Source organism: Sneathiella glossodoripedis JCM 23214 (genome assembly GCF_000616095.1).
Taxonomy (GTDB): Bacteria; Pseudomonadota; Alphaproteobacteria; order Sneathiellales; family Sneathiellaceae; genus Sneathiella; species Sneathiella glossodoripedis.
This window is the reverse complement of sequence record NZ_BAMS01000003.1, coordinates 392268-406015: the sequence shown is the minus strand read 5'-3', so window position 1 is coordinate 406015 and position 13748 is coordinate 392268. Positions and strand designations below refer to the sequence as shown.

Sequence of the window (13748 nt, the reverse complement as noted above, 5' to 3'; positions counted from 1 at the left end):
CTCGTCATAGTCAAACCTCATTCGAGGTGAGAAATACTGTAATTCGCAAAAATCTGGCTGAAATCTGCGATTGCAGACCTAAACTCTTCCTGATTTAGCACCGACTTGTAACCTGCAAGCGCACTACATTTCTGAAAGGCGTTCAAATTTTCGCCGTCATTGGAAAGGTCCAACACCCAAAGTTTCATCCTATTTGAGGCCAGCAATTCACACACATGGACGAAATCTCGTGCAGACTGTCGCACATTCCCTATCTCAGTCCCCAACAATAAAAGAATATGTTTATTTGGCGAACCCTTGACCGATGACTGTCCTCGCCACACCCCTTCCCATTCTGGAGCAAGCATTCGTCCCGCCCATAACAGGCCACGCTCTAATATAAACTTGGGATATAACTGAGGAACTGAAAACTCTCGTACAATGTGACCCCAGTCCGAAGTAAGTGGAAGTAAGCGTAGAGCCGGACATTTAAGGCCTTTCCTAATTGAAGTTTCCGCCTCGGTACTTTGAATACCAATCACGTTAGCATTACTTAAAGCTGGAAATAAATTGTCCGCGGGTAATGTAAAATCAGTTCCTGCAACGTCCTTCCTGCGCTTGACGCACCCAATACGACTTGCCGGGTTATCAGTCCAGTTGGAATTGGGAGATATGTTAACAAATTCCGATGCCATTGGCACGACACCTAATCGCAATTGATTGCCGAAGCCCGATTGTTTGTTAAATTGGCTCTGAAGGAAATTGACTGTATCTTGCAATGGCTGGGACAATAAAGCGTTTGAATTGTCCAAAACTAATACCACATCAGCTTCTGTTGGCTTAAATTCTGATTTCACTTCTACATTAAATTGAAACTGTCGATTAATGCCGACAACTGAAATATATGTGTAGGGCAAACTGGCCTGCAATGTTATCTTGTGGCCATGCTTTGAGGTATCTGAAATCTCTTCCAATAAAAAAGCACTAAGTTCTATATCTGACGTTATATGGAATTGAACCTGCGAATTGACAAAATCTTCAGCCATTTTATTCAGTGTCTCTCCATCAGTATATGAAGAATTAGCCGATACTAATTGCACAGCAGAAACCGCGATAGACTGAAGCTTTCCCCGCGTTTCATAAAAACGCATAAAGTCTATTGCTACAGCAACAGCACCAATAAAAAGTGCAAATGTAAGAGCGAACCATACCGCGAGCGCCCCTTCCTCTCCTTTTAGGAATTGTTTAGTCTTATGAACACGTAACCGATTACTCATTTCCAACCAGTCCGTGGCGAATATATGATGGTTTCAACGAAAATTCCCTTTTTAAGCAAAAAATTGAGGGAACTGATAAACGATTGATATTGTGGGATTGCACAAAAACGAACACCAACAAAATATTGCGTAGGCACGAAACCACGTACTTTATTATCTATGAGCTCTTGTTCGATAATACCGCTTCCACAGTCTGCACCACCCAAGATTGTATCCACTAGAATATCAGCACCATTTTCACCCCAACCACTTAGAGATATAATTTTGATCTGATAGAATATTTTTAGATCCAATGAAGCGGAGTTGTCATGAATTAACGCCTGCACTGAAAGCAGATCATTCTCACTAACTTTATTTAAAGATGCCAGGTGTCGCGAGAGCGTGGCGGATAGGTTGTTCAGGTTTTGTGATGCCGTGTAATAACGGCTAAAATCTAATAGAACGAAAATTAATAAAACAATCATTGGAAATATAACCGCGGCTTCAACCGCCACATTCGCACTTTCATTTTTCATCAATTTATAGAGCGACTTAATCACCATTTGCTCCCTGTGTTTGACGGAAATAAACGACAAGCTCCTCCGAGCTGTATAATGAGTCTACAAAATCAAAAGTCGGGAATAAATTGTCGCCGAAATCCCATACAACACGAAAGGCTATGATCCTTCATTTCCCTCAAATGAATGATAAAATACTTGTAAATTTTGAGGTGCAATCAGGGTCACTCTTCGCGTGTTCACAGCAGTTAACAGATGGCTACGGAACAATTCTGGTGTTATGCTGATATTCTTCGAGACGCCCATTGAAACGGTTGTGGCAGCCCAAAATAATGCGGATTTCTTTGCAACTATTGTTGCTAGTCCTAATGTTAGAACAAGCAACATTGCAAACACTGGGAAAATAATTGCAAACTCGAGAGTAACACTTCCTTTGTATTCTCGAATAAGCTTCAGAAATTTAGAGTTCTTGTTACTCATTGTGCTAGCAAAGCACTACGCACTTCACCTCTATTCCCTGATCTGTGTAAATACCGGTAGAAACTCATATTTTGTTCCACTAAGGACGGCGGCAAATCTCTTTCGCTCATGCTTCTCGCTGCTGACCAATTTCCAAGCATTGCGTATGAAAATGCAAGATTTTGCCTATGCTGAGTAGTCGACCGAGGGTGACTTATCCAACCAGACAACTCCTGAACAGCGGCACGATATTTACCGTCCAAAATCAGAGAAACAGCGTAATTGCTTCGGTAATGTAGATTTTCTGGTTCATCCAATATCAACTTAAAATATAATTGTTGTGCGCGCTTGTAATTACCAATCCAGGTAGCAGCGAACGCAAGCCCATTTCTCGCCTCTTTGTTAGAACTTTCCAACGCAAGACATTCTTCAAAAACGAGCACAGCTTTTGCATGTTCATTCAGTTTAATCAATGACACGCCCGCACCCGTCAGTATGAAACAGCTCCGGTGTCCGCTTGCCAGCAATCCCGCAAAGCTTTCATGAGCCCGTTCATATTCCTCAGATTTGTAATATAACCATGCGAGTTCAGCTTTCAGTGTGTGGTCTAATGGATTTGCCATTGCCGCCTTTCGCAAAACCTCTAGCGCGGGCCTAACGGCCCCTTTCTCAGCTAAAGATCTCGCTAGCTTTATTGGGTCAGCTTCTATTGCATTCTCCGTCTCTGAACCTATCGGGAAATGGGCACAGCCTCCCAAGATCGATAATATCACCAGCATTAAGAAAGTTGTTTTCATCAATATCTCACTAAGGTATGGAACGTGAAAGCTGGACAATACTTGGTCCTGCAGAAATGATAATGACAGGCGGTAAAATCAAAAACATAACCGGTATACTTAAATAGACAGGCAGCTTTCTTGCTTTTTCTTGCTCAACCATCAACGCGTTCTGTCTAGCCTCAGCCGCCACCGCTCTTAATGATGCCCCTATTGCAGTCCCATGTTTTTCGCCATAGACAATATGCGCTTTAAGAGTTGAAAATATACTCGACCCCGTTCTCTGAATTAGATTTTCAAATGCCTGTTCACGTTCAGGTAATACCGCTAATTCTTTACTTGTCAGTTCGAGTTCTCTAGACATCCAAGGTTTTAACTCACGCATCGCAACGCTCGACTGCAAAAGCGCTTTATCAATACTCAGCCCTGTATCAACACCTAGAAGCAGGAAATCGATCACATCAGTCGCAGATTGATCAAACTTTCGACTTTTATATCGCTGATAGCGCAAGTTGGCATTGGCGAGGATAATGGGGCCACAGAAACAGCCCACCAGAACAACTCCTAGCTGCGATAAAATACTTTCATCAAATAGGCCAGTCGCTAACGAAAATGAGGAAAAAATTACACCCGTGCTTAACGCACCTATTGCTCTCTCATACAATTCAAAGCTTTCGGGTAAACTTTCTGCCCTCCGGATGTAAATATAAATATCCGCAAAAATACTGGCTTTAGATTTATTGTTTATTAGACTTTTTTTGAGTACCCGATACCCCCCGGAGTTAGTATTGTTCAAGGCATACTTGTCTTCCGTAAGTCCCTTTAGTTTCGAGAACCGATAGAACAACAACTCTCTCTTACGACTCATATAGCAATGAAAAACAAAACGAGGCCAACACATAGAAAGCCCATACCCGCGAATAAAAACCAACTATTCACGGCTACCTCCCGTAATTATATGAATAACAATGAAACCCGAGACCAAGCTTAATAGACAATACCCAACCATTTCTCTGCCAACTTCATCCTCAAGAAAAAAGCGCGCTTGATAAGGGTTAGTCATCAATAGAAACGTTAGTAAAACTACTATTAAAACCAGTATTACTGTTGCTGCTGATTTTCCTTCGGCCACTAACGATCGCACGAGTTTACGCTGGTCTTCTTGTTCTTTTAGAGTATCTCGTAAACGAACGAGAATTGAACTTAGTTGACCTCCACTTCTTCTTTGCATCGCGAGCGCTGAGGAGAGAAACATGAACTCATAGCTTTTATATTTAACTGCTGCTTTATAGAGAGACTCATCTATCGAACAACCTGCTGCTGACCAACCGCACATATCCTTTGTCGCAGCATTTATTGGATATGGGAATTCGTGACTTGCCTGAACTATCAATTCATCAATCATTCTTCCTGCTTTTACGCCACTCACCAATAAATCCAGTCGATCATTCAATTTTTCCACATTGCGCGAGAACAACAGTTTATCGATACGGTTGGGATTAGAACATAGGACGCCCAAGCCATTGTTTCTAGTTCTGTTGAAACAGGCGGAGGCTGCCGGGCTATTTTCCTGCATATCCAATAACAGAGTTTTGCGTCGATAATGTTGTGCCAGAATATCTGCTACAGAACACGCAATTGAAGTCGTCCCCACGCCTCCTGCCGCTCCAAGTATCCCAATATTTCTGGCTCCAATTTTTCGCGGAGACCTTGGAGCTTCACCACCTAAAATTGCCTTTAGTCTAGTTTTCAGCTGTGATAACGGGATAGGTTTTGTGAAATATTCATCTACTCCCAAATCTTTCAATTGTCTGTAAAGGGAGATGCTATCAATATCACCAATTGCGATGAACCGACAATCACTCAGACATACCTGTCTTAACTCTTGAATTCGCGAGGCTGGCAGTTCCTCGTTACTGATATCACTCACAACAACCGCAGGTGATTTTTTGGCTCTAAAATATTTAATTGCTGTATTGATCCCCCCTTGCATAAATTCAATGTTCAAATCCACTTCGTCTTTAAAAAAACGCCGAGCACTTTTTATATCTGAACTATTTTTGAGGAAAACTGCAGCCGCTAGACCATCTCCAAGCTCCGCTGGACTAAAAAAACGATCCCCGATAAGATTTTTCATTTTACGACCTCAGAATTTCTAACGCGATTTTCTTTTGTCGTCCAATGCTGGCCCGTCTCACCAGTATGATTCACTCCTCCGGTATTAGTGGTCTCAGCGGCCTTCCACAGCTCCGTCTGTCGCACCAGTGAGAGGGCTCTATTCTGAGACACCGCACAACCGACCTTATACGCTCTTAGCTTCGTCATACAGGTTTGTAAAAAGAGTTGAGGAATATATTCGGTGATTTGCAGTCGCTTGCCAGCGCCATTTAGAACAGTATTGTATTGTAATTGTCTTGGTTTAATTCCTAGATTTTCGAAGAAAGTTAAGAATTCACCTCTTTTATGATCATCATAAGACACAACGGGGAGAGTCAGAACATACTCGATGTTATGTTGATGCAAGTCTTCCAATTTATTTGTTACGCTGACGACACATTCAGGCCGACTTAAATTCTCAATCAAACAACTCTTGAATTCAGACGTCTTCAAAACAAACCGCAAGTCAGTAAATCGTTGCGGAGCAAAGTAATCTGCAGCATTTTTTTTAGAACTAATACCGACACACCCCATCAATGGTACGGCAACTAAAGCACCAAAAGTTAAAAAGAGAAATTGGCGCATCAATCGTGTACCTCCATGAGTGTCAGTCCTCTCGGTCCTATTAACCCTCCAGGATGTTTTGGATAAATTACTGCACCGTCCTGATATGCCTCACCAGCAGGATCCTTAAATATATCTTGATCAACTGGCTCCACAATATTTGCGGTCGCGATCACAACGAGTTCGGTTTCCGAGTTCTGATATTCACGTGATTTAAAAAGAGGACCCAATACATCAATTTCTGCAAGCCATGGGACTTCCCTGATCAAATCTTTTCGCTGGTTCTGCAACAATCCAGCAACGGCAAAACTTTGCCCACTGGATAGTTCAATAGTTGCCTCTGTACGTCTGGCGGCCACTCCGGGGATTGCTATCCCACCAAGTTTCACCGCTCCAATTGAAGTCAGTTCACTCACTTCTGGTTTTATATGCAATCTGATCCGCTGATCGGCCAACACAGTTGGCGTCATATCCAGTATCACTCCAAACTGTTTAAATTCGATACGCACATTGTCATCTGTAGTAGCAACGGGAATGGGAAACTCTCCGCCGGCAAAAAAACTAGCTGTCTCTCCCGAGCGTGAGGTCAGGTTAGGCTCTGCCAGTACTGTCACAAGATTTTGTTCAGCCAACGCATCCAAAACGGCTCCGACACTGATATTACCAGATGCCGTTCTAGCAGCTGTTGCGCTGCCCCCTTCCAACAAACCTATACCGGAAATAACAGTTCCTTGGTCAGAAAAGAGTGGTGCTCGACCAGAAATCAGATTGATCGCCATCGAGCCCGGATTAAAAAGAATGTCCCAGTTAAGGCCGAGATTTTCAGTCTCTCGACGGTTCATCTCCATAATCCGCACTTTAAGATTTACCTGTGCAACCGCAGAAACTCTTAGATTATTGACCAGCTTCTGTTCATCCGTAAGTGCCCCTCCTGCTAAATTCAAGATCATTTCCATTTGCTCGACGCTCCCAACTTTTCCAGAAAGTAACATGCGATCGGATACCCAATCTAACCGTACACTCGCCTCTCCCAAGTCTTGTTGAATCAATTTTCTCAAGCGTTCCAAATCTGGGATAACTTCAATCTTGTGATCAAACAGAACTTGATTTCCTTTCGTTAGGGCAACAATCTGCGTTACTCCCGTTTTTTTGCCATAAATCATTAAGCCGCTGTGTTGTGTCAGTTGGACGTCAGCCACATTTGGATTGGTGATCAGGATTTCGGTGACCTCTTGCCCTAATGTCAAAAACCTGCCTTCATTGACGTGAAGCCGAATTCTGTCCGGCTCCGCCCGTAGCAATCCAGGCAAGGTCGTTAAAAGTACGACAATACAAAAAATGGGCCATGTCATCCTTTTCATTGCGCCTTGTCCATTGCGTCATTTGTTACTTGAACAAGTTTCGAAAAAGTAGTTTCTACATTGTCAATTCTTTCAACCGCCGCACCGCGATATACGATAATGTGCCGCTTAACATTAGGTTGGTGGTCCAAAATTTTCTTTTTATTCTTAAAATGCAGGGCATCAAATGCTGCCTGAGCTATCAGATTACGGGTTGCAATATCATGCGATGTAGATGTACTAGCTTCAAGCACCCCCACCCTTTGAGCTTGCATAAGCGCTTCAAGCTCTGCATCTAAAACCTCCAAGGTTAGGAATAGCGAGCCCTTTGAATGTTCGACCCATTTAAGTACCCTAACTCCTTGAGCAATTTTTAAAGGAACATTATTGTAAAGACCGCCAAAAACCTTTGCAGTCCGTTCATCCGGCCGCAGGTAGATTCCCATTTTTGATCCTACGGGATGATTTTGAGGGAGAAGTGCACTAAACGCCTTTCCATTGATAGATATCGCTTTATGAGACGGCTTAAGAACTTCTTGGATGAAATTTCGATTATCGCCCCAAATCACAACATCTCGGCGCAAAGCAGTCCCACTTTTCACGGGACTTTTAAGCGCTATATAGCTTGCACCCTTGTCAATAAATTCATTGTATTGAAGAAATTGTTCATCATCCGATGAAATACTGGCATCAGACCAAATAATCTCTGCAGCCGAGACAATATCTGTGGCCTCGTAGTCCTGCCGCATCACAGCCAGCTTAACGTCAATCATCGCGACTGACTTTGGTTTTGCAGATTTACCCACCTCTTCGTAAATACCCTTAAAGACTGTAAATATTCCCCCACCCACAAATACAAAACAGCAGATGAAAAGTATTAAAGAGCGCATTATCCGTCCCCTGTAATAAGAGGAAGCATCAGATAAATTGAAGCGCTTGATATAGCGACAGCATAGGGTACTGATGATGGGCCTCTTGTAATTGCATTGGAGACTCGGACCCCAACCAAAGGAATAAATACTAATTGCAAAGCGATTACTCCTCTCATCAGATAAAAAAACGCAACTGGTATGCCCATAACCGATATCATTACGAAGAACGAGATTAGGTGATCCATTCCAATCCAAAACGCCATCACCGTAATTAGTTTGACATCCCCCGCCCCTAAAACCTTCAAAAGAAACAAAGGGAAAAAAGCTGCAAGTGCTAGCGACCCAGCTAGTAGACCATTACCGATAAGGCCATTCTCATTTGCGGCGCTGCTATAAACCGCATAGCACAAAAGGATATGAAAGCACACCCAGTTCGGTATTCGCCGTGCACAAATGTCGCTCCATGAAGCCACGACAAGTAAAACACAGACATAAACGGGAAGCAGCGAGTGCCATGCGATATTCATAAACGATATGACCATAGCTACTCCCCCTTAATTCAATCAAACACCGCTGGAGTCATCGCCGCTTGCTCCCCCTCCAAGGTCGAGACTGGAAATCAAGGACTTGATTTTCTCGTATATTACATTGTCCCCTGCAGCCAGTAACGCTGCTGCAGCACCAGCCATCATTGCGTACTCGACAGATGTGACACCACTTTCATCCGCAAAAAAATCAAAAACCGCCTTTTTCATTGTCACCTCCTCTTGGTGATTAAAACTGACCAAATTCAGATCAACCATAAGCAAAAAACCAAACTACCCGTCCAACCGACCACCTAATTTTTCAGTAGGTCAATCTATAAGTAAAACTAATGTTCGGGCTCAAAGCGTATGGGGAAGTAATTAATTTTCTCAAATAATTTTTGCACCAATAAATTAATAATATTAATATTTAATTCCCTCATAGATTAATATGAAGTTATTTAAATATTTGAAAATAAAAAGATTTTTGTTAATTCCATTTAGCGATATTTTGTGAAAACTATTTCGTTAATAAAAATAGTTAACGCTAATATTTGAACAATAAATATTATATTTTTTAGATTTTCTAACTAGAATCTCTGGAATATTCTCAGTACAAAGAAAAGATAATCAGTGCATTATTGTATACAGACGTTTATATGGTCGATAGTATAACTTTAACCGGCGTAAGTATTTCTTTTGGGGGGTCAAAATGTCCCTGGATAATGGCGCAAGGCGCATCCTGATTTATAGTCATGACTCGTTTGGCCTTGGACATCTGAGACGGTGCCGTACTTTGGCACATGCGCTGGTGGAGCAAAATCAAAACCTCTCTGTCCTTATACTCTCCGGCTCCCCAATCATTGGCAGCTTTGATTTCAAAGCCCGTGTGGATTTTGTACGCATCCCAGGTATTATCAAACTGCGCAATGGCGAATATACGTCACTTAGTCTGCACATCGATACAGAACAGACGCTTGCTATGCGCGCGTCTATCATTCGGCATACAGCAGAAACATTTGATCCCGATATCTTCATTGTCGACAAAGAACCTTTTGGCCTTAAAGGAGAGGTTGAAGACACTTTGCGAGTTCTAAAGGAAAGAGGCACCCAACTTGTATTGGGCCTTCGGGACGTTCTTGATGATCCTGCACTTCTCATTCCAGAATGGAAACGCAAAAATGTTTTGCCCGCTCTGTCAGAATTATATGATGACATTTGGGTGTTCGGTGTCGAGCAGCTTTACAACCCGCTGAACAGCATTGAAATGCCAACCGAAATAAAGCGCAAAGTAACCTATACAGGCTATCTCCCTCGTAAAGTACAGCCCAGCAATGAACCTGCAATACTTGACGAGATCGAAGAGCCATATGTTTTGGTTACAGTTGGCGGCGGTGGAGATGGCGACGTCCTCACCGATTGGGTCCTTCGCGCCTATGAAGAAGATCCAGACCTTCCTCTGAATGCACTTTTTGTTCTAGGCCCCTTTATGCCAACAGATTTGCGTGCCAGTTTCCGCGAGCGGATGGCTAAACTGCCAAAAGTCAAATCCGTTACATTCAATAACAATATGGAAAGCTTGATGGACCGCGCCTCGGCAGTTGTCGCAATGGGCGGCTACAACACATTTTGTGAAGTTCTCTCCATGGATAAACGGGCGTTGATCATTCCAAGAACTGTACCACGGCTGGAACAATATATTCGAGCAACCCGTGCTGCCGAACTGAAGCTGATCAGTGTGTTAATAGATGACGGAGAACGAGCCACTGAAACAATGAGCACAGCGTTGAAACAATTGAGCCAGCAAAACAAACCTTCAGATGTGGTGATACCAGGTCTGCTCGATGGGCTTGTCAATGTAAACCGCTTGGCACATTTGCGCTTCAAAGATCGTGATAGAGCCCGCAATGAACAACAGTTCGCGGTCAATTACACACATAAAGCTTAAATTCGCCACAACAAGTCAGAGAACTTTGATAAGGTCCATTTTCGCAAGCCATCCGGCAAATAGCTGCATCCGATCGGCCCTGATGTCACATTTCGCCGCCAGATCCCCAATACTCATCTCCTGCCTCATCAATATGGGTGAGCATCTGCTCAAGCTTTTCCTCACTTGGCAGAAGCTTGATGACCCCATTCCCAAGTGAGTCCTTTAGGTAGCGACCAACCGATCCTCTGGCATCAGGTTGCAGACTTAACCGCGAATTTGCAGTCATCAATTCGGTTGGATAATGAGCAAAAGTGGAAAACGGATCATCAATCAATGGAACAGCAACTTTCGGCTTTTCTATCTGAGCTGCGAGCCTTTTTTCTGCAAGTGAGGACCACAGATCCTGATATTTCGGTATAAGCACCTGCCAGTCAAAATCTCCCTTCGCCCGATCTCTACCAGCCTCCCCCATTTTTTTCCGAAGATCAGGATTCTCGATCAACTTTATAAAGCATTCAGCACAGTGATCCGTATCCACATTGGTAAACAAGCTGACTTGACCGATATAGCGGTCATAATGATCAACTCCAAGCTGGTACCTGTAAGACAATGGTAATCCAGACCCAGGCTCAGGCATGGTTGTACGCACCAAAAACCCGTCTACTCCATCACGGACAGTTTCGCGATACCCGTCCCAATCAGTCGCAACCACAGGCATTCCTGCTGCCATTGCCTCGAGGGGAGTTATCCCAAATGTTTCCTGAATATTGTCTGCGAGTGTTGTGAAGATATCCCCCACATGCCAGATATGTTTTCTGGTATCTTTGTCGCGTCCATCAATAAAGATGCAGTTCACGGACGGACAGAACTTTTTTGCACCTTCGACAAATTGTCGCTCGATCGACTCGGTTGCAAACCAGCCTGACTGCACCAGATGCACTTTCTTTCCCGTCTTGCGTACTGCTTTTTCCAACGCCTGATACATGAGGAGCGGATGCGCTTTTGCATGAGATGCTAGGCGCCCAACGTAAAGAACGACGATGTCGTCTGAACCGATTGAATGTCGATCCTTAAATTCTTTTACATACGCATCCGCGGTATCCGGCCATTCAAATTCATCGCAATTAATTCCGAGCGGTAAAATTGGCAACTGAACCCGAATATCAAACTTGCCACCGCCTCTTTCCGCTAGATGCTCCGCATAGTTACCAAGCGCATATTCAACAGTTTTTTTGACTGATTGCGACGTACAGATCAAAGCATCCCATTCATGCAATGGACCGGTTATCAGTTGCCCGAACGCATCCATTGCTTCTCGGGAACAGGTCGTATGAGTTAACCCGCAAAGGCTATACGCGTTCGGTGTAATATACTGGCGTTGCCACGCAAAACTGCCAAGCCCCGGCCCAGAATAAAAAACACAACCCGGGTTTCGGATTTTGTGAAGTTCAAGCGGATTAATCCATTCAGCTTTGGGTTTGGATAAGCGGTAGTCGCTGATTTGTTTTTTAAATAACTGAAACTTGCCAGGATGATCAGTATAACAGAAAAACCTCTCAAGATCTGCGTTCTTGACAAACCCTCTCAGGAAGCTTTCGCCGGCGACCTGGCGCCCTAACAAGCGTTCACCCGTAGTTGAAAAGCCGTCAACTTCGTAAAAAATAGCGGCATTTCTGTTCTGATCTGACATGACAGTCCCCCTCAGTCAGTCTGATTATTCATGCATCATTCAGTATCTTATTATTTTAATGCCAGAGGAAAATGAAATTTGTCTAAACGGAAACGCTATTGATCAAAATCGACGATAACATCATCACTTAAAGGGTGAGACTGACAGGTCAACACATACCCATCATCCACTTCATCATCTTCTAACGCGTAATTGATGTCCATTCGGACATCACCCTGAAGTACCTTGGCACGACATGTACTGCAAACACCGCCCTTGCACGCAAAAGGAACATCCACTCCCGCCTCAAGCGCTGCATCCAGAATGGAAACTCCCTCTTCTGCAATCGTGACTTCCGTTGAGCTCCCATCCAATACAACTTTAACAACATGATTTGGTCCTGAAACCTGTTTGTCCGCCGCAACTCTTTCACGGCTATCAGCAATTGCTGCATCCGTAATAAACAGTTCAAAGTGAATATTGGACTTATCCACGCCTTTGCTTATCAAACAGGATTTAACATCAAGCGTCATCTGTTCGGGCCCACAGATAAACGCGTCGTCAACTTTAATTCCCTTCAGCGGACCATCCAGTATTTGAGCACACTTTTCCGCTGAAATTCGGCCATTAAAAAGCTCACTATCTTGCTCTTCCCGGCTAAGAATATGCAGCAGGTTCATTCTTGTTGGATACTTGTTCTTTAGATCTTCAAGCTCTTCCAAAAATAAAATGCTTGACACAGTTCTGTTGCCGTAGACAAGAGAAACACTGCTCTGCGGTTCAGTTTCAAGTATGGATTTAACGATGGACAAGATGGGTGTAATACCACTTCCAGCAGCTACACATAGGTAATTTTTAGTATTTGACGGATCGAGGTCGGTAAAAAAGCGACCTTGTGGGACCATCACCTCAAGAACATCACCTTCACGGAAATTCTGTTTCGCATAAGTCGAAAATTTTCCATTTTCGATCTGTTTAATCGCAACCCGCAACTTTTGTTCAGAAACAGCGCTGCAAATCGAATAGGATCGGCGCAGCTCCTCTCCATCAATTTTAGCTTTCAAGGTCAAATGTTGTCCTTGAATATATTGAAAGTCATTTTCCAGTTCCGCAGGTTTTTCAAACTCAACTGATATTGCATCGGATGTTTCCTGAACTACTTTTTTAATCTTCAGGTTATGAAAAATCGACATTCTTATTTCTTTCTAAACACACTTGAAATAGTCAAATGGCTCGAGGCAATCTTCGCATTTATAAAGTGCCTTGCAAGCAGTTGAGCCAAACTGACTAACCAGTTCTGTATGACCTGAACCACATTGTGGGCAAGTCACAGCCTCCTTATGAAAAAGGCTTCCTCTTTTAGCATTTTTTTGTGGAGGCGCTATACCGAATTCTCGCAATTTAAGACGACCTTCATCGGAAATGAAATCGCTACTCCAGGCGGGTGTCAATACCGTTTCAACATGTACGTCGGCGTATCCGTTAACGTGAAGGGTATTTTCAATGTCTGCTGCTATCGTATCCATGGCCGGACAGCCTGAATAGGTCGGCATTATTTCTACGTTGATTTTCTTTTCATCAATCAGGACATCCCGAATAATCCCCATATCGGAAATCGACAACACAGGGATCTCGGGATCTCTCACCTGCTCGAGGACCTTATAAACTTCACTTTTTGAGTAAATCGGATTAGTCGATGTCACT

At 43.4% G+C, this 13748-nt stretch carries 14 protein-coding genes; 1 reads left to right on the top strand and 13 read right to left on the bottom strand.

Going from position 1 to position 13748, the window contains the following annotated elements:
- Positions 1-17: 17 nt before the first annotated feature.
- From JCM23214_RS14205 to JCM23214_RS14155, 10 genes are all read right to left on the bottom strand, one after another.
- Positions 18-1256, bottom strand: coding sequence for a TadE/TadG family type IV pilus assembly protein (locus JCM23214_RS14205; protein ID WP_025899524.1), 1239 nt, complete (start codon positions 1254-1256; stop codon positions 18-20).
- On the bottom strand, positions 1253-1798 hold the full coding sequence (locus JCM23214_RS14200; RefSeq protein ID WP_025899523.1) for a TadE/TadG family type IV pilus assembly protein: 546 nt from the start codon (positions 1796-1798) through the stop codon (positions 1253-1255). The genes JCM23214_RS14205 and JCM23214_RS14200 overlap by 4 nt, the downstream gene beginning before the upstream one ends.
- A gap of 431 nt (positions 1799-2229) precedes the next feature.
- A complete protein-coding gene (locus JCM23214_RS14190) occupies positions 2230-3009 on the bottom strand; it encodes a tetratricopeptide repeat protein (RefSeq protein ID WP_025899521.1) in 780 nt (259 codons plus the stop codon).
- 10 nt (positions 3010-3019) lie between these two features.
- A complete protein-coding gene (locus tag JCM23214_RS14185) occupies positions 3020-3784 on the bottom strand; it encodes a type II secretion system F family protein (RefSeq protein ID WP_159104371.1) in 765 nt (254 codons plus the stop codon).
- Between the two features lie 135 nt (positions 3785-3919).
- Entirely contained in the window at positions 3920-5125 is a 1206-nt protein-coding gene (locus JCM23214_RS14180; protein ID WP_025899519.1) for a type II secretion system F family protein, read from the bottom strand.
- Positions 5122-5730 (bottom strand): hypothetical protein, encoded by a 609-nt coding sequence (locus tag JCM23214_RS14175; protein WP_025899518.1) that lies wholly within the window; start codon positions 5728-5730, stop codon positions 5122-5124. The genes JCM23214_RS14180 and JCM23214_RS14175 overlap by 4 nt, the downstream gene beginning before the upstream one ends.
- Positions 5730-7070, bottom strand: coding sequence for a type II and III secretion system protein family protein (locus tag JCM23214_RS21015; RefSeq protein ID WP_025899517.1), 1341 nt, complete (start codon positions 7068-7070; stop codon positions 5730-5732). Before JCM23214_RS21015 ends, JCM23214_RS14175 begins: the two co-directional genes overlap by 1 nt.
- Complete coding sequence (locus JCM23214_RS14165; protein WP_148301901.1) at positions 7067-7855, bottom strand: hypothetical protein; 789 nt, start codon at positions 7853-7855, stop codon at positions 7067-7069. Before JCM23214_RS14165 ends, JCM23214_RS21015 begins: the two co-directional genes overlap by 4 nt.
- 83 nt (positions 7856-7938) lie before the next feature.
- Positions 7939-8463, bottom strand: a complete 525-nt coding sequence (locus JCM23214_RS14160; RefSeq protein WP_025899515.1) for an A24 family peptidase — start codon at positions 8461-8463, stop codon at positions 7939-7941.
- A 21-nt stretch (positions 8464-8484) separates the two neighbouring features.
- Positions 8485-8676 (bottom strand): Flp family type IVb pilin, encoded by a 192-nt coding sequence (locus JCM23214_RS14155; RefSeq protein ID WP_159104370.1) that lies wholly within the window; start codon positions 8674-8676, stop codon positions 8485-8487.
- Between the two features lie 481 nt (positions 8677-9157).
- On the opposite strand from JCM23214_RS14155, the gene JCM23214_RS14150 reads away from it, so the two are divergent.
- Entirely contained in the window at positions 9158-10393 is a 1236-nt protein-coding gene (locus JCM23214_RS14150; RefSeq protein WP_025899513.1) for a glycosyltransferase family protein, read from the top strand.
- Positions 10394-10478: 85 nt separating this feature from the next.
- Here the strand turns inward: JCM23214_RS14150 and JCM23214_RS14145 are convergent, their stop codons facing one another.
- From JCM23214_RS14145 to paaD, 3 genes are all read right to left on the bottom strand, one after another.
- Positions 10479-12065, bottom strand: coding sequence for a glycosyltransferase family 4 protein (locus JCM23214_RS14145; RefSeq protein ID WP_025899512.1), 1587 nt, complete (start codon positions 12063-12065; stop codon positions 10479-10481).
- A gap of 95 nt (positions 12066-12160) precedes the next feature.
- Positions 12161-13237 carry a 1,2-phenylacetyl-CoA epoxidase subunit PaaE gene (gene paaE, locus JCM23214_RS14140; protein WP_025899511.1) on the bottom strand — a complete coding sequence of 359 codons (1077 nt, stop codon included), beginning with the start codon at positions 13235-13237 and terminating at the stop codon, positions 12161-12163.
- A gap of 12 nt (positions 13238-13249) precedes the next feature.
- Positions 13250-13747, bottom strand: coding sequence for a 1,2-phenylacetyl-CoA epoxidase subunit PaaD (paaD, locus tag JCM23214_RS14135; protein WP_051548200.1), 498 nt, complete (start codon positions 13745-13747; stop codon positions 13250-13252).
- Position 13748 lies beyond the last annotated feature (1 nt).